This window comes from Amorphoplanes friuliensis DSM 7358 (assembly GCF_000494755.1).
Taxonomy (GTDB): Bacteria; Actinomycetota; Actinomycetes; order Mycobacteriales; family Micromonosporaceae; genus Actinoplanes; species Actinoplanes friuliensis.
In genome coordinates, this window is the sequence record NC_022657.1 from 7193901 (window position 1) to 7213146 (window position 19246).

A 19246-nucleotide genomic window follows, 5' to 3' on the forward strand; every position below is an offset into this window, starting at 1 on the left:
GACCACCCCGTCGACTTTGGTCGACGCGAACGCGACAGCTGCCCGTATCCGGCGCGCGCCCGCCCCGCGAAGACTCTGCTGACGTGATCGACGAAACGAGAGCGGTGGGAACACCGATGTGGGCGCGGGCGGCGATGTGGGTGGCGCTGCCCGTCGCCGGCGCCGGCGTGGGCTGGGTGGTGCACCAGCTCCCGGAGTGGATCCTGCGCATCCCGTTCCTGCCGATGCGCGGCCCGTTCAAGCTGGCCGAACGCCTGCCCGAGCCCGAGTCGACGATCGGCGCCCTCGCCCTGGGCACGATCGCCGGGCTGGTGCTGGCGTTCCTCGCCGACCGGGAGTCCCTGACCGTCCGCATGTCCGGCACGGAGGTGACCCTGACCCGGCCCGGCACCACCCGCACGCTGCCGCGCGCCGACGTGACCGTGGCCTACCGCGAACGCGACCAGCTGGTGCTGCTCGGGCGTACCGGCCGTGAACTCGCCCGCGAACCGTTCAACGTGTCACCGCGGCGGCTCGCAGGCGTGTTCGGCCCGGCCTGGTCCGACCAGGACCCGTACGCAGATGCCTACCGCCGCTGGGTCCCGAACCTGCCCGATCTGCCGGCCGAGGCGGAGGCCGTCTTCGCCGCCCGGCAGCAGGCACTGGACCGCGGCGACAGCGACGACGCCAAGGACCTGCGCGCCGAGCTGGCCCGCCTCGGCTTTGTCGTCCGCGACGAGAAAAAACGCCAGCACTTCCGCGCGACGGGCTAGGGTCTGTCCTGCCGATCTTGGCGAGGTCGCGGCGAGGTCCAGGTTTCGCGTCGCCAGTGGGCCGGGAGGTCGCATACCGGTGTTGTATGTGGCCTTCCGGCCCGCGCAGCGAGGCGGAAGCTGGGCCCGGCGCGGGCCGTCAAGATTGGCAGGACAGGCCCTAAACCGTGGCGGCGACGACCCAGATCGTGAGGACGGCCAGGAACTCGCCGTCGTCGCCGGCCTGGTCGACCTGGTCGAACCAGCGCTCCCGCAGACCCTCCGGTGTCATCCAGGCCTCCTGCGGTACGTCCGGGTTGACCATCGGCAGCACCACGGCGGCCGACGCCGGGTCGGGGAAGTAGCAGGTCACCGGGGTCGCCTGGAGGTCGTGGAGGCCGTAACCGACCAGGCGCCGGCGCAGGGTGCGGCCCATGTCGACCTGGCGCGGGGTGAGCCGGCCGTGCATGTGGGCGACGATCGTCCGGGCCAGGTTGGCGTCCACACCGTCGAAGGCCAGCGAACCCCAGTCGGTGTCGATCAGGCAGACCCGGCCGCCGGGGCGCGTGACCCGGATCAGCTCGCCGATCGCCACGTCGGCGTCGTCGACGTGCTGGAGCACCCGCTCGCACCACACGCCGTCGAAGCTGTCGTCGGGGAGGTCCAGGGAGGAGACGTCGCCGGTCACGTACCGGATCGCGCCGCCGTCGTGCCGGTCGCGGGCCGCGGACAGCGTCGCCGCGGAATGATCGAGCGCCACGACCTCCCCACCGGGTGACACCGCGACCGCCAGGGCGCGGGCCACGTCACCCGCGCCGCAGCCCGCGTCGAGCAGCCGTTGCCCGGGCGCCGGGCGCAGCGCCTCCCACGCCGTGTTGCGGACACGGCGGATCTCGGGATGACGGGACATCCCCTCGAGCGCGGCGACCAGCATCGCCAGCATGGCCGGGGGCATCGAGTCGAGGTCCGCGAAGGGCGTGCGGTCCAGCTGTGCGGGCTCCATGGCACCGATAGTGGCTCGGTGCGGGCCACGCCGTGACGCGCCGTCAACCTTCCGACACGGAACCCTTCACTAACGGGTGTACCCGCCGAACGAGGAGGCATGATCCGCGTCCGGCAGCTGCTGCCCGCCGGCAACCTGGGGCGTACCCGCCTGGCGGCGACGGTCATCAGCTGCCTGGCGCTGGTGACCGACCTGTTCCAGGTGGGCAACGAGAGCCGGCCGCCGAGCTGGAACCTCGCCGCGTTCCTGTCCATCCTGCTGATCATGGCGGCGGTCGTGCTGACCCACTCGCGGGGCAAGGCGCCCTGGTGGGATTCGCTGACCCTGCCCGTCCTCGTCCTGGTGGGCGGCTCGGGGCTCGAGGACCCGCTGGCCACGATCGCGCTCGCCACGGCCGTCGCGCTGGTGCTGTCGCTCTACGGCCCGCTCTGGCTGTGGGTCGTGCGTACCGTCGGAGGTTTTCTGGCCGTGCCCGCCGCCGTCGCGATCTCACCGGATTCGCTCGGCCGGGAGGTGTCCTGGCACTCCACCACGGTGCTCGCGGCGGTGCCGCAGCTGTTGCTCATGAGCGTCATGATGCGCGGGATCTACCTGGCGCTGCGGCGGCAGGAACGCGACAGCGCCCGGGAGGCCGTGCTGGCCCGGGCGGGCAGCCGGATGATCGGCGTCACCGAGGTCGCGGAGGTCCGGCGGCTGGGTGTCGTGGCGGCCGAGGAGATCATCGCGCTGACTCCCGGCACGGTCATGGTCATCCTGCGCCGCGGCGCCGAAGGGCTCTTCGTGGCGAACTTCGCCGGTCTCCCCGAGTCGCTGCGGCACCGGGCCGTACCCGACTCAGTGGTCGAGGACCCGGACGCTCTCGGCGTTCTTGTGCCCGGTCACCGGTACTGGCGGATCGAGACCTTCTCGGCCGACCTGCATCAGCTGATCGGCGGGGTCGGCCCGGTGCCCGACGACGTGGTCGCCGCGTTCCGCACGATCTCCAACCAGGTCGTGCTGGGTGAGACCGCCTGCCGGTCCTACGCCGAGCTCGACCACCGCGCCCACCACGATCACCTCACCGGCCTGCCCACCCGCGCGAAGTTCTTCCGTGAGCTGGAAGCCGCGACAGCCGCCGGGGAGCCCGGCAGCGTCGCCCTGCTCCTGATCGACCTGGACGACTTCAAAGCGGTCAACGACACCCACGGCCACGCCACGGGTGACGAACTGCTGATCGAGATCGCCGGGCGGATCGTGGCCGCCGGTGGGCCCGGCAGCACCGCGGCCCGGTTCGGCGGTGACGAGTTCGCCCTGCTGCTCACCGGCATCACGGGCCCGTCCGACGCGCTGGCCCTGGCCCGCGGGCTGTGCGGCCGCATCGTCGCCCCGGCCCGCCTGACCGGGACCACCGTGAGCGCCGGCGCCTCGATCGGCATCGCCCTCGCCGAGCCCGGCGTGGGCACCGGCGAGCTCACCCGCCGGGCCGACCTCGCGATGTACGCCGCCAAGGCCGAGGGCAAGAACGGGGTCGAACTCTTCGGCACTCCGGCACCCCTGCAGCACGCCTGACGGATGCCTCAGATCGCCGTGGTCACGACCGAACAGGCGAAGGTGGAACGTTTGCTCGCGCGGCTCCCCGGGACGATGCTGGGCCGGGTCCGGCTCGGCGCGGCCGGTGTCGCCTGTCTGAGCCTCGTCGGGCAGCTGGGACTCATCGGTGGCGCCACGGGATCGGCGCTGTGGGACAACGGCGCCCGGGCCGCGCTCCTGCTGTCGGCCCTCGCGATCGCCACCACCTACGTCCGCGGGCGCACGTTCGTCTGGGATCCGGTGGTGCTGCCCGCGCTGATCACCTTCGCCGGATCGGCCTTCGTGGACCCGATCGCCACGATCGGTCCGATCATCGTGCTGCTGGTGGTCCAGTCGCTGCACGGCTCGTTCCGGTCCTGGGCGGTCCGGTCGCTGATCGGGCTGGGCGCTGTCCCGGCCGCGATCCTGCTGTCGCCTGCCGTGGGCGGGACCGGCACCGGCGTCACGGTGGCGCTGATCCTCCAGGCCACACCCCAGGTGGTGCTGATGACGGCGATGACCCGGGCCATCTACACCGCGCTGATCCGCCAGGAACTCGCCTCCGCCCGTGAGGCCGCCCTGGCCCGTGCCGGCGGGCGGATCCTGGCCGCACCGGACCTCGCCACGGTCCACCGGGTCGGCGCCGAGACCGCCGAGGTTCTCACCGGGCTGAGCCCGGACACCGTCTACCTCGCTGTGCAGCGTGAGCCCCGGGGTCTGGTCGTGCTGATCGCCTTCGGCCACCCGGTCGCCGCCGGCACCGTCCTGCCGGAGGAGGTGCTCATCGCACCGCAGGACCACCTGACCGGCCCGGAGTTGCGCTTCTGGGACGTGGAGGAGGCGGCGCCGGGCCGGTACCGCCTGCTGGGCAGCCGTCGGAAGCCGGCTCCGGACGTCGTCGACACGTTCCGCACGCTGACCACGCAGATCAGCCTGGGTGAGGCGAGCCGCGTCTCGCACGCCGAGCTGGACCACCGGGCCAACCACGACAACCTGACCCAGCTGCCGACCCGCGGGAAGTTCTTCGGCGAGCTGGCCGCGGCCGTCGACGCGGGTGAGCCCGGCGCGGTCGCCCTGCTCACCATCGACCTGGACGACTTCAAGCAGGTCAACGACGTGTACGGGCACGGGGCCGGCGACGAGTTGCTGCTCGCCGTGGCCGGGCGCATCACCACCACCGGCGGGCCCGGGTCCGTCGCGGGACGCCTCGGCGGCGACGAGTTCGTGCTGCTGCTCAAGGACCTCGACACCCCGGCCACGGCCGAGCGCGTGGCCACGGAACTCTGCGCCCGGCTGGTCGAGCCCGTACGCCTGAAGGAAGTCACCGTCTCCGTCGGCGCCAGCATCGGTGTCGCCCTGACCGAGGCCGGCGTCTCGGCCGCCGAACTCACCCGCCGCGCCGACATCGCCATGTACGCCGCCAAGGCCCGCGGCAAGAGCCGTGTCGAGGTGTTCACCTCCGGCGAGCACGGTGAGGTGGCACGGCACCGGACCCTCGAGGACCAGCTCCCGTACGCGATCGGGCGCGGGGAGATCGCCGTCTGGTACCAGCCCTACCTCGATCTCCGTACGGGTGAGTGGGCCGGCGTCGAGGCGCTGATCGAGTGGCGGCACCCGAGCATGGGCAGTGTGCCCTGCCGCGAGTTGCTGGCCCTGGCGGAGCGCACCGGGGATCTGGCCGGGGTGACGGGCTACTTCCTGCGTACCGTGGCGGAGGAGATCGCGGCACTGCCCGGCGGCGGAACGCTGCGCCTGGGCATCAATCTCAGCGCTCATCAGCTGCTCGATCCGCGCTTCGGCGACACGGTCCTGGCGACGCTCGCGGAGTGCGGGCTCGCGGCGGGGCGGTTGACGCTGGAGATCGTCGAGTCGGAGCACATCGACGATCCGCGGGCACGCACCCAGCTCGACCGGCTCGCCGGGCACGGTGTCCGGATCGCGCTGGACGATTTCGGCACCGGGTACGTGTCGCTCGCCTCGCTGCGCTCGTTCCCGATCCACCAGCTGAAGGTCGACGGCTCGTTCCTGACCGGTGACCCGGCGGCGCTCGATCTGGTCCTGTCGGTGGGCGGCCTGCTCGGCACCGAGACCGTCGTGCAGGGTGTCGAGCAGCCCGAGCAGCTCGACCTGTTGCGCCGGAGCACGGCCACGGCGGCGCAGGGCGACCTGATCGCCGGCCGGCTGGACGCCGCGGAGCTGGCCGGCCTGCTGGCCGCCGGGGCCTCCCCCGCGCTGTGGCGGGCCCCACGCCCGTAAGATCCGTAACATGACGGCAACACGGATCGGTCTGGTGGGTTACGGCTCGGGTGGGCGCATCTTCCACGCACCCCTGCTCGCGTCGGCTGACGGCGTCGAATTTGCGGGCGTCGTGACCCGTTCCCCGGAACGCCGCGCCGAGCTGGCGAAGGCCCATCCCGGTGTCGCGGCGTACGACTCCCTCGCGGATCTCGCCGCGGCCGGTGTGCAGGCCGTCGCGATCTCGACACCCGCGGCGACCCACGTCCCGCTGGCCCGGGAGGCCGTCGAGCTCGGCCTGGCCGTGGTTGTCGACAAGCCGTTCGCGCTCGAAGCCGCCGCGGCCCGTGAGGTGACCACCCTCGCCGGCGAGGCGGGTGTGCTGCTCACCGTCTACCAGAACCGGCGCTGGGACTCCGATCTGCTGACCCTGCAGCGCCTGATCGGCGAGGGCGCGCTCGGTGAGATCCGCCGCTTCGAGTCGCGCTTCGAGCGCTGGTCCCCGGACCGCGAGCCGCCCGCGGCGGGCGGCGGCACCCTCCTCGACTTCGGCGCCCACCTGGTCGACCAGGCCCACCTGCTCTTCGGCCCGTCCACCCGCGTGTACGCCGAGATGCGCGGCGACGGCGACCGTGACGACGACGTCTTCGTGGCCCTGCACCACGAGAGCGGCGTCGAGTCGCACCTGTGGGGCAGCTGGCGTCAGGCGGCACCCGGTCCGCGCTTCCGCGTCAGCGGCACGACGGGCACCTACATCGTCGACGGCATCGACGGCCAGGAGGCCGCGCTCAAGGCCGGCCGCTCCCCCGCCGACCTCGGCGAGCGCTGGGGTGTCGAGCCCGAGCACGCCTGGGGCCGGCTCTACCGGGGTGCGACCGGCGCTCCGGTCCGCAGCGAACGCGGCCGGTGGGACAGCTTCTACCCGGCCTTCGCCGCGGCGGTCCGCGGCGAGGGTCCGCTGCCGGTCGACCCGTGGGACTCGGTCCGCAACATGGACGTCCTCGACGCCGCCCGCACCAGCGCCACCACCGGTCGGTCCGTCAGCCTCTGAAGGGTGTCGCCGGCCTGCCCGTCAGGTCGGCCACCGCGGTGCTGACCGCCTCCAGCTGCCCGGCGGCCACCGCGGTGTAGGTGCTGACCCACGCGTCGACCTGCCAGTCCGGTGCGCCGTACTTCGCCCGTGACGCGTAAGCCTCGGCCAGGGTCTCGTCGTGGTAGGTGACCGCGCGTCCGGTGGAGGTCGTGAGGATCGCCGCCAGGTCCGCGAAGCTGAGCGCCTCGGGCCCTGTCAGGTCGTAGGTCCGACCGGTGTGCGCTGCGGGATCCCGCAGCACGGCGACAGCGGCGTCGGCGATGTCGTCCTGCGCCACCACCGCTGCCCGGCCGTCACCGCCGGGACCGCGGATGACACCGTCGTCGCCGACCAGGAACGGCAGGAAGTCGGCGTAGAGGTTGTCGCGCAGGAAGGTGAACGGCAGGCCGCTCGCCCGGATGTGCTCCTCGGTCGCCCAGTGGTCCCGGGCCAGCGTGAACACGGCGTCGGGCGCGGCACCGAAGAACGACGTGTAGACGAGGTGCCCGGCCCCGGCCGCCACCGCGGCGTCGACGAAGGCCTTGTGCCGGTCGACCCGGTCGGGCGTTTCGGAGGCCGACACCATCAGGACGGTTCCGGCGCCGTCGAGGGCCCGGCGCACGGCATCCGGGTCGCCGAACTCCGCCACGGCGACCTCGGCCCCGGCCAGTGCCGGCGCCCGGGCCGGATCACGCACGACCAGTCGCTGCTGCTCTCCGGCCTCGGCCAGGCGGGCAGCCACCCGGCCGCCCAGCTGTCCGCTCGCCCCGGTCACCACGATCATGCCGTCTTTCTACACCCTGGGCCGGACCTCCGGGGTCAGGACCCGGGCGGTGGCCAGGGAGCCGGCGAACGTCTCCGGGTCGAGATCGAGCCCGGCGGGGAGCCAGGTCGGTTCCGCGTGATCAGCTTCGGTCATCGTGGCCAGCACCGAAGCGGGGTCCAGGCCCGCGCTCTGCAGCGCCCGGAGCTCCCGCACGTTGATCCCCGGCGGCAGCGGGCCGTTGCCGAGATCGGTGCCGTACCGGACCTTTCCGCCGTGCTCGAGGAAAAGCCGGAGATTGCCGAGCGCCGTCTCCCACGCCGGCGTCGGTGTGTCCCGGCCGTGGATGTCCAGGGTGCTGATCCAGGTCATGCGCGCGGCCGCGTCCCGCACGAGGCCGGCGTCGAGCGCCGACGTCCACGGCGTGTGGGCGAGCAGGTCAGCGCCCGCACGGTAGGCGGCTACCACCGTTCCCGGCCCCTCGGCGTGCACGACCACCGGGAGACCGGCGGTGTGGGCGGCCGACACCAGCGCTTCCAGCGTCGCGGGCGGGAGCAACGGGCCGCCGGCGTGGGCGGTGACCTTGACCAGGGTGGCACCCACGGCCACCACCTCGGCCACCGCCGCGGCGGCGTCGCCGGCCGACAGCACCTCCCGGCAGCTCCCGGCCGGCGCCCACGAGCGGTCGCTGGGATAACCGCCCGGAGCGATCAAAAATGGTCCGGCGTACCGCATGGGGAATCGGCCGGCCCACGCGGCGACGGCAGCCGGGACACCGCCCAGATCCCACACGTACGCGATCCCGCCCGCCCGCAGCGTCGGCAGATCGATCAGCGCGGAGTGCACGTGCGCGTCGCAGAGGCCGGGCAGCACCGCACCGGGCACCCGCCGCCGCGGCTCACCGGCCGGGACCTCTGCCACCGGCACGACCTTCCGAGCACCCGGTGTGAGGCACAGCGCCGACTCCCGGTGGACACGCCCGTCCCACCAGATCGTGTCGGCGACGACCCAGGTCACGGCTGCTTCTCGAGCAGTGCCCGCAGGACGGACAGGCCGCGGTGCACCTCCGCGAAGCTGGTGCTCAGCGGGGCGGGACCGACCCGGATGCCGTCCGGCCGGCGGTAGTCGGGGATGACACCGTTGTCCCAGAGGCTCTCCAGCAACTGCTCGAAGCCGGGGCGCCGCAACGTCACGTGACCGCCACGGCGGGCGGCGTCACGCGGGCTGACCACCTCGACGCCGAGCGGCGCCAGCCACTCGTCCGCCAGGTCGAGGACGTAACCGGTGAGCAGGACCGACTTGGCGCGTACCGCCTCGATGCCGGCCTCGGCGAGCAGGTCGAGGTTGGCGTGCAGGGGGACCATCGCGAGGATCGGCGGGGTGCCGCTGAGCAGCGCCCGCGCACCCTCGGCGGGCTCGTGTCCCGGGCCCATCTCGAACGACGCCCGGTGACCCATCCAGCCCTGGATCGGCTGACGCAGCTCACCCTGCAGCTCCCGCCGCAGATAGGCGAAGGCGGGAGCACCCGGGCCGCCGTTCAGGTACTTGTACGTGCACCCCACCGCCAGGTCCGCACCCCACTCGTCGAGGTGCACGTCGACCGAGCCCACGGAATGGCTCAGGTCCCAGAGTGTCAGGGCGCCGGCCGCGTGGGCGATCCGGTTGATCTCGGCCGTGTCCGCCAGCCATCCCGACCTGTACGCGACGTGGCTGAACAGCACCAGCGCGGTGTCCTCGTCGACCACCTCGGCGACCTGCTCGGGCCTGATGCCGGTGGCGGGATCCGTCTCGATCCACGTCAGCGACAGCCCCCGTTCGGCGGCGATGCCCTCCAGCACGTACCGGTCGGTGGGGAAGTTGTCGGTGTCCAGGACGATCTTGCGGCGGCCGGGACGGGCGTCGACGGCCGCACGCGAGAGCTTGTAGAGCAGCACCGTCGTGGAGTCCGCGACCACCACCTGACCGGCGGCGGCACCGAGGGCGACGGCGCCGAGGCGGTCACCGAGCTGCAGCGGCCACTCCATCCAGCCGTCGGTCCAGCCGCGGATGAGGCGCCCGGCCCACTGCTCGCGGACAAAACTGTCGAGGAGCTGCGCGGTGGCCTGCAGCGGCCGGCCCAGCGAATTGCCGTCCAGGTAGGAGACGACGTCGAAGCCGTCCGGGGTGAGGAAGCGCTCGCGCAGGTGGGCGAGCGGGTCGGCGGCGTCCAGCGCCTCGGCCCGCTTCAGCAGGTCGTCGGTCACGCGTGTGCCACCCCGATCTCGGTACGGACGGCGTAGAGCTCCGGGAAGAAGGTGAGCTCGAGGGCCTTACGGAGGAAGTCGACACCGCTGGAGCCACCGGTGCCCCGTTTGACGCCGATGGTGCGCTCCACGGTCTTGAGGTGCCGGAACCGCCACAGCTGGAAATTCTCCTCGAGGTCGACGAGCTCCTCGCACGCCTCGTACGCCTCCCAGTAGGTGTCGGCGTTCTCGTAGATCTTGACGAACACCGGCACCAGGTCGTCGTGGAACGTGTACGGCTGGGTCACGTCACGCTTCAGCAGCTCGACCGGCACGTCGTGACCGGCCCGCGCCAGGTAGCGCAGGAACTCGTCGTAGACGCTCGGGGCCTCCAGCGCGGCGGTCAGCAGCTCCTTCGCCGCCGGGTCGTCGTCGAAGATCGACAGCATGCGGCGGTCCTTGTTGCCGAGCAGGAACTCGACCGCACGGTACTGGTACGACTGGAAGCCCGACGACGTGCCGAGGAAGCTGCGGAACTCGGCGTACTCCGACGGGGTGAGGGTGGCCAGCACCGACCACTGCTCGGTCAGGCAGCGCTGGATGTGCTTGACCCGGGCCAGCCCCTTGAGCGCCGGCCGCAGGTCGTCGGCGGCCAGCTGCCGCTGCACGGCGCGCAGCTCGTGCAGGACCAGCTTGAGCCAGAGCTCCGAGGTCTGGTGCTGCAGGATGAAGAGCAGCTCGTCGTGGTGCTCGGGCACGCTGACGGGATGCTGCGCCGACAGGACCTGATCGAGCTGCAGATATCGCCCGTACGACAGGTTGACCTTGAAGTCACGGACGATCCCGGCCTCCAGTGGCCGTTGGTTCGACGACATCGTTGTCCTCCTCAGATGATTCACCTGAAGGAGATCACATCCGTCAGGTGTTGGTAAGGACCGGACCCCAGTACACCCACTGACCGTCGTGCCGCACGAAGCGGCTGCGTTCACGCATCTCACCGGGCCGGCCGCCGTCGCGGTAGTGCGCCGTGAACTCGACGACACCCTCCGCGTCGAACAGCCCGCCACCCGTCGACTCCAGCACGTCGAGACCGGTCCAGCGCATCTGCGGGTCCGGCTCGACATCGGCCGGCCGGGTGTCCGGGTGCCAGGACCTCAGCACGTACGCGGCGTCGTCCAGCGCAAAAGCGGCATAACGCGAACGCATCAGGGCCTCGGCGGTGGCCGCCGGCTTACCCTCGTGCGCCGGGCCGCAACATTCGGCGTACGGCTGGCCGAGCCCGCACGGACACGTGGTGAGGCGGGGTGAACGTCGGGCCATGGTGTCATTCTCCCTCAGCCGGCACGTCGAGCGACCGGTAGTAGCGGATCTTCCCGCGGATGTGCTCACGCTGCGCCGCGAGCTCCTCCAGCCGCCGGCCGATCTCCCGGTCGTGCTCCTCCAGCAGGTCCACACGCTCCCGCATGGTGCACTCGTCGCGCGTCAGATCGGCGTACCGGCGCATCTGCGCGATGGGCATCCCGGTGTCGCGCAGGCAGCGCAGAATCTCCAGCCAGGCGACGTCGCCGTCGTTGAAGATTCGCTGCCCGCCCGGCGTGCGAGCGATGTCGTCGAGCAGCCCGATGCGCTCGTAGTACCGCAGCGTGTCGAGGCTGAAGCCGGTCCGGTCGGCGATCTCACCCGGCGAATAGGTCTGCATCCCGTTGATTTTGCCCTTGATCTGGAGCGCACTCCAGGTGGCACCGTGCTCGCCATGAGCGAGATCGTGCTGGGAGCCATGCTGTTCGGGACGCGGATCGACGAGAGCGCGTCGTTCGCCCTGCTGGACCGCTTCGTCGAGCGCGGAGGTCGATGGATCGACACCGCGAACAACTACATGTTCTGGGGCCATCCGAGCGGCTTCGGCGGGCAGAGCGAAGAAGTGATCGGCCGCTGGCTCGCCGCGCGGCCCGGCGCCCGCGAGCGGGTCCGGATCAGCACGAAGCTGGGCGGCCAGCCCACCGACGCGGCCCGCGGCCTGGACTCCGCCGAGGGTCTGTCCGCCGGGGTGATCCGCCGGGCGTCGGAGCTGAGCCGTAAGCGGCTCGGCGTCGACCGGATCGATCTCTACTGGGCGCACGTCGAGGACCGCACGGTGCCCCTGGAAGAGACCGTCGGCGCGTTCGGCGCCCTGGTCACCGAGGGTGCCGTCGCCCGTCTCGGCGCCTCCAACCATCCGGCGTGGCGGGTCGAACAGGGCCGCGGGATCGCCGCCACGACCGGCGTCGAGGGCTGGACGGCGCTGCAACTACGGCACTCGTACCTGCGGCCGCGACCGGGGGCCCCGCTGCCGGCGTCGGCGCACCGGGTGGTCACGGACGAGGTGCTGGACTTCTGCCGGACGACCGGGGTGGCACTGTGGGCGTACACCGCGCTGATGAACGGCGCCTACGTGCTGCCGTCACGGCTGGATGAGGCGTACGAGCACCGGGGCACCACCCGCCGGCTCGCCGCGCTGGACGCCGTCGCTGCCGAACTGGGCACCGGCCGCCACCAGACCGTCCTGGCCTGGCTCCTCGGCGGCACCCCACCGATCCACCCGATCGTCGGCGCCACCACGGTCGAACGCCTCGACGAGGCCATGGACGCCCTCGACCTCGGCCTGGACCCTGACCAGCGCACCCGCCTGGACGAAGCGGCGTGACCCTCAGCCGGCCTGCTGCTCGACCACGATCCCGCTGATCACCTGCTGGCAGCGGTCGAGTTCCTCGATCAGCCCCTGCATCTCCTCGATCGCGGAGACGGCATTCTGCGTGTCACTCCGAATGCCGCCGACCTGCCCACCGATCTCGTTGGTCGCGGTGGCGGTCTCGTTCGCCAGATCCTTGACCTCACTGGCCACGACCGCGAACCCCCGCCCAGCCTCCCCGGCCCGCGCGGCCTCGATGGTGGCGTTGAGCGCGAGCAGGTTGGTCTGCTTGGCGATCGTGGCGATGAGCTCGACAACCTTGCCGATCTCGGTGCTGCTGGCCTCGAGCCGCTGAATCACGGCCACAGCGGTCTGCGCCGCCTGAACCGCCGACCGCGTGGCCGTCGCCATGTCACTACTGACATCCGCCAGCCGATGCACCGAACTGTGCGGACCCGCCTCGTAGTTCCCGTCCCAGTCGGTCATCCCGCTTCGCCCTCCCTCGGATACCCAAGATTCCCACCCGGCGCCGGTCGCCCGCGGAGATTCCCCCGATCTCTCAGTCGGCGCTGGCGTAGTGAGCGGTGGTCAGCAGCAGCCCGAAGGTCCCCGCAAAGGCTCCCCCTCCGGTGAGGATCGCCGCCGGGACGTTGTTGCCCGCCGCATGCGACAGCAGCCCGGCCACCACACCGACAACGCAGGCGGTCACCACCATCACGATCACCCATCGCTTGCGGGATGTTTTTGCAGGTGTCGGCGAAGTCGAGGAACCGGACACCCCCGACCAAGATCCCTCTGTTTTATTGATCATGACTGCCTCCACGGGCGACGGCAACGGACCCGTTGAGCATCTATGCAATCTGGGTGAATAATCCACAGAAATTCATAGTGCGGTAAAGGATCTTGAATACGCAGTGGATCAGACAGGTGGCTGATTGGTAGCATGCACATGGATTCATCCCTTGGATGCTTCTCAAGAAGTCCACCGGGCGATTCGGCTTGACGATGCAGGGTGAATGAATAAGGTGCCCTGGTGACTAACGCCTTCCAGCAAGCGGACAATGCAGATCAAGTAAAGATCTACCTACTTCAGGCGGTCGCCAACCGGTGTGCGGCGGGATCATGCCCGACGGTGTACAAGAGCGACTCCGGCATGGTTGTCATCCAGGGCTTCCCAGTGACGGCGGAGCAAGCAGGCATCAACCTCCCCGAGGGCGAGTTCCTGGTGGCAATTCCGTGCGAGCTCCTGATCGAGGCCGCGAGCCACCTTTCCTGACGATGACCCGGTGACGCGAGGGAGCAATCGATGGCAGATCATCAGGGAGCTCCCTCCGACTCGGACGAATCGGTGGGTGCCTCTCTGGCGCGCATGCGCCGCGCCCGCCGGCTCACGGGAGCCCAACTGGCCGGAATGATCGGCATGAGTCAGCCCAAGATTTCGCGCATCGAGCGCGGCAGGGGTCTACCCGATCCCGAGGATGTCGCCACCATCGCCCGCGCACTCGGCGCCGACGAGCGTCAAGTAACGGCTCTGATGGAGCGCGTGGAGCGACTGCCCGGCAAGGTGAACGACTGGAGACCGACTGCCGAAAACCTTGCCGGTCGCCAAGAACGCATGACGGACTGGGAATCCGCAATCACGACAGTTCGCGACTTTCAGCCCGCAATCCTTACCGGCCTTCTCCAGACCAGCGGTTACGCGCGATCCGTCTTTACGTCCTTTCAACGCCTAGCCGAGCTGGGTACCGACGAGCTGGCCGAGGCTGCGGTCCTGTCTGCAGTGTCGGCGCGAATCCGGCGGCAGGAGATCCTCGCCGACCCTACAAGATCCTTCTGCTTTGTCATCACGGAATCCGTACTGAGGAATCAGATCTGCCCGCCGGTGGAGATGCTGTCTCAGCTGGGTCACCTACGGAATGTCGCCGATCGTCACCACAACGCTGCCCTCAGGATCGTCCCCGATGGCAAGGCTGTGGAGATCGCACCACTTCACGGGTTTGTCCTGTTCGATGACGAGCTGATCGTAGTAGACATCTTTACCACCGGTCTCGCCTCCCAGAACCGCGCTGACTTGAGGGCTTACCGACGGGTGTTCGATGAGTTTCTGGAGTGCGCAGTCACCGACATCGAGCCTTTGCTGGCCAAGTACGAGCAGTTCTATCTCGACCAGGTTCGCAGGCCGTCGACAAGCTGACGCCAGCTCTCGCCACCAGCAGGTCGCGAAGAGCCGAGGGGTCGACAGCACGAAGCCGGCGACGTAGCGGTCCTGACCGCCAGCGGGTGGATCTCCCCGCAACCACGCCGACGCGGACGCACCGACGCTACCGATGGGGCTGTTGCCGGGCTGAACTGACGGTATTCGCAAGAGTGGTCATCGTTTCGTCAGGGGCTGCAAACAGCTGTACAGGTTTTGCAGGCGCCTGACGTAGGATTCCGTTCGTGACCAAACGTCTCGCCGAAGTGGCGAAGAAGGCCGGCGTCAGTGAGGCCACCGTCAGCCGGGTGCTCAACGGCCGTAGTGGTGTCTCCGAGGCGACCCGGGCGTCCGTGCTGACGGCTCTCGACGTGCTGGGCTACGAGAGACCGACGAAGCTGCGTGGTGAGCGCGGGCGCCTGGTCGGCCTGGTGCTGCCGGAGTTGCAGAACCCGATCTTCCCGGCCTTGGCCGAGGTGGTGACGGCGTCGCTGGCGCAGCGCGGTTTCACCCCCGCGCTGTGCGCGCGCACGATCGGTGGTGTGCCCGAGCGTGACTACATCGAGATGCTGCTGGACCACCAGGTGTCCGGTGTGGTCTTTGCTGGTGGGTCCTATGCGCTGGCCGAGGCCGAGCACGGGCATTACCGCCAGTTGCTGGACCGCCGGATGCCGGTTGTCATGGTCAACGGTGGCGTTGACGACCTGGGGTTCCCGCACATCTCGACCGATGACGCCGTGGCTGTGGAGCAGGCTTTCGGGCATTTGCGGTCGCTCGGGCACGAGAAGATCGGCATGGTCATGGGTCCGGAGGACCATGTGCCGTCGCGCCGGAAGCTGGCTGCTGTCAAGGAGGTTGCGGCCTGGTCCGGTCCGGAGGTGGACTGGCCTGTCGAGCGGACCAACTTCTCGATGGAGAGTGCCCGGCTGGCGGCCACGCGGCTGATCCAGCGCGGCAACACCGCGCTGATCTGTGCCAGTGACGTGCTTGCGCTGGGCTCGATCCGTGCCGCCCGCCGGCTGGGGCTGGACGTGCCCCGTGACGTGTCCGTGGTCGGTTTTGACGACAGCGTGCTGATGACGTGCACCGACCCGCCGTTGACGACCGTGCGGCAGCCCATCGAGCTGATGGGTCAGGCTGCTGTGGACGTCCTCGTGAACCAGATCGAGGGTGCTGCGGCGACAACGGACGAGTTGCTCTTCGAGCCGGAACTGGTGGTGCGCGGGTCGACCGGCCCGGTGCCGCATCGGGTGGCCGCAGGCGGCTGAGCAGGACATTCATCAACTTCACCAGGGCGGGCCTGCGGGCCCGCCCTTCTTTGTGTGCCCTGTTGCACAACCGTCGAGTTTTTTCTGTTGTTGGTTCACTTCTTGCGGGACACCGTTTGACTTTGTATCGTCACAGCCACGAAACATCGCACCGAGAGCCACGTCACATTTCTGACTCACCCATAGGCGCGCACACACCCAGGAAGGGCGTAATCCCCCATGTTCAAAAGCAGGCTGCGCAGTGCCCTAGGGCTCCTGCTCGTCGCCGGTGTCGCCATGTCCGCCGCCGCGTGCGGCGACAGCGGGGACGACACGACGACGACCAAGGACGGCAAGGTCACGCTGGTGATCAACGGCCTTCCGCCCGCCACCGAGAAGGCGACGCACGACCGCTTCCTCGCGAACGTCGCCGAGTTCGAGAAGGCGAACCCCAACATCAAGATCGACGCCCGTGAGGGCAAGATGGACCCGCAGACGTTCCCCGCGAAGCTCGCCGGTGGTCAGCTCGAGGACGTCTTCTACGTCTACTTCACCGACCCGGCCAGCCTGATCGCCAAGCGCCAGGTGTCGGACATCAGCAAGTACCTCAAGGACTACCCGATCACCTCGCAGATCAAGCCCGAGGTGCAGCGCGTCTTCCAGGACGACAAGGGCGGCACGTACGGCCTGCCGTACAAGAACTACTCGATGGGTCTGCTCTACAACCGGGACCTGTTCAAGAAGGCCGGCCTGGACCCGAACACCCCGCCGAAGACGTGGGCGGAAGTGCGGACCGCCGCCAAGAAGATCGCCGACCTGGGTGGCGGCAACGTCGGCTACGGCGACTACAGCAAGAGCAACACCGGCGGCTGGCACTTCACCACCGAGCTCTACTCCGTCGGCGGCGAGATGGCCGTCAACAACGGCGGCACGTGGAAGGCCGCCTTCAACAGCGCGCAGGGCAAGCAGGTCCTGCAGCAGCTGAAGGACATGCGCTGGACCGACAACTCGATGGGCCAGAAGCAGCTCCTCGAGTGGGCCGACCTGCTGCAGCAGATGGGCTCCGGCAAGCTCGGCATGTACCTGGCGACCGCCGACAACATCCCGACGATCGTCAACCAGTACAAGGGCAAGTACGAGACCTACGGCCTCGGCTCGATCCCGGACGGCAAGGGCACGCTGGGCGGTGGCGAGGGCTACATGTTCAAGGCGGGCCTGAGCCCCGAGAAGATCAACGCCGGTCTCAAGTGGCTGACCTTCTGGTTCACCTCCGCGGACCGTTACGAGGCCGAGAACAAGTGGTCGAGCGAGACCAAGCAGCCCGTGGGTCTGCCCGAGCCGGCCATCTTCACCGGTGAGGCGGCGGCGATCCAGGCCACGGCCGACAAGAAGTACGCCAACGTGCCGCAGGAGAACTACGCCCCGTTCGTGGCCGGCATGAGCACCATCCCGGTCAAGCTCGAGCCGCCGAACGCGCAGCAGATCTACGCGGCCCTCGACGTGGCCATGCAGAAGGTCCTGACCGACAAGAACGCCGACATCGACAAGCTCCTCGCCGATGCCGAGACCCAGGCCAACAGCATCCTGGCCAGCGTCAAGTAATCCCGTTGAGCCGCCGGCGGGGTCACCCGCCGGCGGCCCTGGACGACAAGGAACGAAGATGGCGGTACTCACGGCGGCCCAGGCACGCGACTCGCGTGCGGCCCGCCTGCGCCGGAAGATCCAGGACAATCTTCTGGCGTACGCGTTCATGGCGGCGGGCCTGGTGTGCTTCGCCTTCTTCTCCTGGTATCCGCTCGTCCGGGGCGTGATCCTGAGTTTCCAGCAGAACAACTTCGTGACCCCGCCGTACTGGGTGGGGCTCGAGAACTATCAGACGCTCTTCGACGACCCGCTGTTCTACACGGCCTGGAAGAACACGCTGCTGTTCACCGGGCTGGCCTTGGTCTTCGGGTTTGTCCTGCCGTTTTTCATCGCGGTGCTGCTCAACGAGTTCCGCCACTTCAGCGGCTTCTTCCGGGTGCTGGTCTACCTGCCCGTGATGCTGCCGCCGATCGTGGCGGTGCTGCTGTGGCGCTACTTCTACGACCCGGGCAACGGCCTCTTCAACACGTTGCTGCGCGGTGTCGGTCTCCCCGAGTCGCAGTGGACGCAGTCGTCGAGCACGGCGATGATCTCGCTGGTCCTGGTGTCGACCTGGGCCAACCTCGGTGGCGCGACGCTGATGTACCTGGCGGCGCTGCAGGGCATCCAGGGTGAGCTCTACGAGGCCGCCGAGCTGGACGGCGCGAGCATCTGGCAGCGGCTGCGGCACGTCACGCTCCCGCAGATGCGCTTCATCATGCTGGTCCTGCTGCTGCTGCAGATCATCGCGACCATGCAGGTGTTCATCGAGCCGTTCGCGCTGACCGGCACGTCCAATCCGGACACGATCACGGTGCTGATCCTGGTCTACCGGTACGCCTTCACGGTCAACCAGGACTTCGGCCTCGCCGCCGCGATGAGCGTGCTGCTCTTCGTGGTGCTGGGCGCCTTCTCCGCGCTCTACCTGCGGCTCACCCGGACCGGGGACTGAGGAGACAACCATGACCCTGACCGCCCCGCCCCAGGCACCCGTCGACGGTGGCAAGCCCGCCGTGGTCCCGCCCCGCAGGAAGCGCGGACTGCTCGGCACGAGCCCGGCCACCCGTACGCTGATCTCGACCGTCGATCTTCAGCGGCACCGCGGCCTGTACTTCACCGTGCTCGGCCTCACGATCACCGTCTTCGTCCTGGTGTTCCTGCTGCCGCTCTACTGGATGTTCTCCAGCGCCGTGAAGTCACCTGCCGAGTACGCCCTGAGCACCCCGACGTTCATCCCGCACTCGTGGCACCCGGAGAACTACGCGACGGCGTGGTCCGGCATGCGGATCGCCAAGTACTTCACCAACACGGTGTTCTACGCGGCCGGCGGCTGGCTCGTCTCGCTCGTCCTCGACGTCGGCATCGCGTACGCGCTCAGCAAGCTGAAGCCGATCTTCGGCAAGATCCTGCTCGGGTCGATCCTGGCCAGCCTGATGCTGCCCGCCTCGGCGCTGCTGGTGCCGGCCTACCTGACCGTGGTCGACGTGCCGCTGGTGCACGTCAACCTGCTGAACACCCCGTGGGCGCTGTGGCTGCCGGCGGTCGCCAACGCCTTCAACGTGTACGTGCTCAAGCGGTTCTTCGACCAGATCCCCGACGACCTGCTGGACGCCGCCTCGATCGACGGCGCCGGCAAGCTGCGGCAACTCTGGTCGATCATCCTGCCGCTGTCCCGGCCGGTCCTCGGAGTGGTGTCGATCTTCATCATCATCGCCCTCTGGAAGGACTTCCTCTGGCCGCTGCTGGTGCTGCCGGACCCGGAGTCGCAGACGCTCAGCGTCGCGCTGGCCCGGCTCGCCAACACCAGCCAGGTGCCACCGACCGACTTCATGGCCGGGCTGGCCATCGCCAGCGTTCCCATGATCGTGGTCTTCCTGATCTTCCAGCGCAGCATCATCGGCGGACTCTCCGCGGGCTCGATGAAGGGCTGACACGGCCCG

20 protein-coding genes are annotated in these 19246 nt (G+C 69.5%); 11 read left to right on the forward strand and 9 right to left on the reverse strand.

Annotated features, from left to right (window positions below):
• Positions 1-83: 83 nt before the first annotated feature.
• Positions 84-752, forward strand: a complete 669-nt coding sequence (locus AFR_RS33195; RefSeq protein WP_041841332.1) for a YqeB family protein — start codon at positions 84-86, stop codon at positions 750-752.
• Between the two features lie 160 nt (positions 753-912).
• On the opposite strand, the gene AFR_RS44185 is transcribed toward AFR_RS33195, so the two are convergent.
• A complete protein-coding gene (locus AFR_RS44185) occupies positions 913-1734 on the reverse strand; it encodes a methyltransferase domain-containing protein (protein ID WP_023561205.1) in 822 nt (273 codons plus the stop codon).
• A 99-nt stretch (positions 1735-1833) separates the two neighbouring features.
• Here AFR_RS44185 and AFR_RS33205 point away from each other — a divergent pair, with 99 nt between their 5' ends.
• The 3 genes from AFR_RS33205 to AFR_RS33215 are packed head-to-tail and all read left to right on the forward strand — an operon-like array spanning position 1834 to position 6568.
• On the forward strand, positions 1834-3282 hold the full coding sequence (locus tag AFR_RS33205) for a GGDEF domain-containing protein (RefSeq protein WP_023561206.1): 1449 nt from the start codon (positions 1834-1836) through the stop codon (positions 3280-3282).
• A gap of 3 nt (positions 3283-3285) precedes the next feature.
• Complete coding sequence (locus AFR_RS44190) at positions 3286-5538, forward strand: putative bifunctional diguanylate cyclase/phosphodiesterase (RefSeq protein ID WP_023561207.1); 2253 nt, start codon at positions 3286-3288, stop codon at positions 5536-5538.
• 10 nt (positions 5539-5548) lie between these two features.
• Positions 5549-6568 (forward strand): Gfo/Idh/MocA family protein, encoded by a 1020-nt coding sequence (locus AFR_RS33215; protein WP_023561208.1) that lies wholly within the window; start codon positions 5549-5551, stop codon positions 6566-6568.
• On the opposite strand, the gene AFR_RS33220 is transcribed toward AFR_RS33215, so the two are convergent.
• Genes AFR_RS33220 through AFR_RS33245 form a run of 6 tightly spaced genes read right to left on the reverse strand, consistent with a single transcriptional unit; the run spans position 6558 to position 11273 of the window.
• Positions 6558-7373, reverse strand: coding sequence for an SDR family oxidoreductase (locus AFR_RS33220; protein ID WP_023561209.1), 816 nt, complete (start codon positions 7371-7373; stop codon positions 6558-6560). The two genes, AFR_RS33215 and AFR_RS33220, sit on opposite strands and share 11 nt — an antisense overlap.
• A gap of 9 nt (positions 7374-7382) precedes the next feature.
• Positions 7383-8369, reverse strand: coding sequence for an amidohydrolase family protein (locus AFR_RS33225; RefSeq protein ID WP_023561210.1), 987 nt, complete (start codon positions 8367-8369; stop codon positions 7383-7385).
• Positions 8366-9595 carry a kynureninase gene (gene kynU, locus AFR_RS33230; RefSeq protein ID WP_023561211.1) on the reverse strand — a complete coding sequence of 410 codons (1230 nt, stop codon included), beginning with the start codon at positions 9593-9595 and terminating at the stop codon, positions 8366-8368. Before kynU ends, AFR_RS33225 begins: the two co-directional genes overlap by 4 nt.
• The gene (gene kynA, locus AFR_RS33235; RefSeq protein ID WP_023561212.1) at positions 9592-10449 is read right to left on the reverse strand and encodes a tryptophan 2,3-dioxygenase; all 858 of its coding nucleotides are present in this window, start codon (positions 10447-10449) and stop codon (positions 9592-9594) included. Before kynA ends, kynU begins: the two co-directional genes overlap by 4 nt.
• A gap of 43 nt (positions 10450-10492) precedes the next feature.
• On the reverse strand, positions 10493-10894 hold the full coding sequence (locus AFR_RS33240) for a YchJ family protein (protein ID WP_023561213.1): 402 nt from the start codon (positions 10892-10894) through the stop codon (positions 10493-10495).
• A 4-nt stretch (positions 10895-10898) separates the two neighbouring features.
• Positions 10899-11273, reverse strand: coding sequence for a MerR family transcriptional regulator (locus AFR_RS33245; RefSeq protein ID WP_023561214.1), 375 nt, complete (start codon positions 11271-11273; stop codon positions 10899-10901).
• 54 nt (positions 11274-11327) lie between these two features.
• Between AFR_RS33245 and AFR_RS33250 the strand changes: the two genes are divergently transcribed.
• Positions 11328-12257 (forward strand): aldo/keto reductase, encoded by a 930-nt coding sequence (locus AFR_RS33250; RefSeq protein ID WP_023561215.1) that lies wholly within the window; start codon positions 11328-11330, stop codon positions 12255-12257.
• Positions 12258-12260: 3 nt separating this feature from the next.
• Here AFR_RS33250 and AFR_RS48520 read toward each other — a convergent pair whose 3' ends face one another.
• Positions 12261-12728: a methyl-accepting chemotaxis protein gene (locus tag AFR_RS48520; protein WP_023561216.1), complete on the reverse strand. Its 468-nt coding sequence runs from the start codon at positions 12726-12728 to the stop codon at positions 12261-12263.
• Positions 12729-12801: 73 nt separating this feature from the next.
• Positions 12802-12951 (reverse strand): hypothetical protein, encoded by a 150-nt coding sequence (locus AFR_RS47030; RefSeq protein WP_162181499.1) that lies wholly within the window; start codon positions 12949-12951, stop codon positions 12802-12804.
• 324 nt (positions 12952-13275) lie between these two features.
• On the opposite strand from AFR_RS47030, the gene AFR_RS44655 reads away from it, so the two are divergent.
• The 6 genes from AFR_RS44655 to AFR_RS33280 all read left to right on the forward strand — a co-directional run bounded on the left by AFR_RS44655 (position 13276) and on the right by AFR_RS33280 (position 19237).
• Complete coding sequence (locus AFR_RS44655; protein ID WP_202964125.1) at positions 13276-13518, forward strand: hypothetical protein; 243 nt, start codon at positions 13276-13278, stop codon at positions 13516-13518.
• 30 nt (positions 13519-13548) lie between these two features.
• On the forward strand, positions 13549-14436 hold the full coding sequence (locus AFR_RS33260) for a helix-turn-helix domain-containing protein (RefSeq protein WP_084298221.1): 888 nt from the start codon (positions 13549-13551) through the stop codon (positions 14434-14436).
• A 245-nt stretch (positions 14437-14681) separates the two neighbouring features.
• Positions 14682-15704: a LacI family DNA-binding transcriptional regulator gene (locus AFR_RS33265; RefSeq protein ID WP_023561219.1), complete on the forward strand. Its 1023-nt coding sequence runs from the start codon at positions 14682-14684 to the stop codon at positions 15702-15704.
• A 219-nt stretch (positions 15705-15923) separates the two neighbouring features.
• Positions 15924-17285, forward strand: a complete 1362-nt coding sequence (locus tag AFR_RS33270) for an ABC transporter substrate-binding protein (protein ID WP_023561220.1) — start codon at positions 15924-15926, stop codon at positions 17283-17285.
• Positions 17286-17343: 58 nt separating this feature from the next.
• On the forward strand, positions 17344-18258 hold the full coding sequence (locus AFR_RS33275) for a carbohydrate ABC transporter permease (protein ID WP_023561221.1): 915 nt from the start codon (positions 17344-17346) through the stop codon (positions 18256-18258).
• A gap of 10 nt (positions 18259-18268) precedes the next feature.
• The gene (locus AFR_RS33280) at positions 18269-19237 is read left to right on the forward strand and encodes a carbohydrate ABC transporter permease (RefSeq protein ID WP_023561222.1); all 969 of its coding nucleotides are present in this window, start codon (positions 18269-18271) and stop codon (positions 19235-19237) included.
• Positions 19238-19246 lie beyond the last annotated feature (9 nt).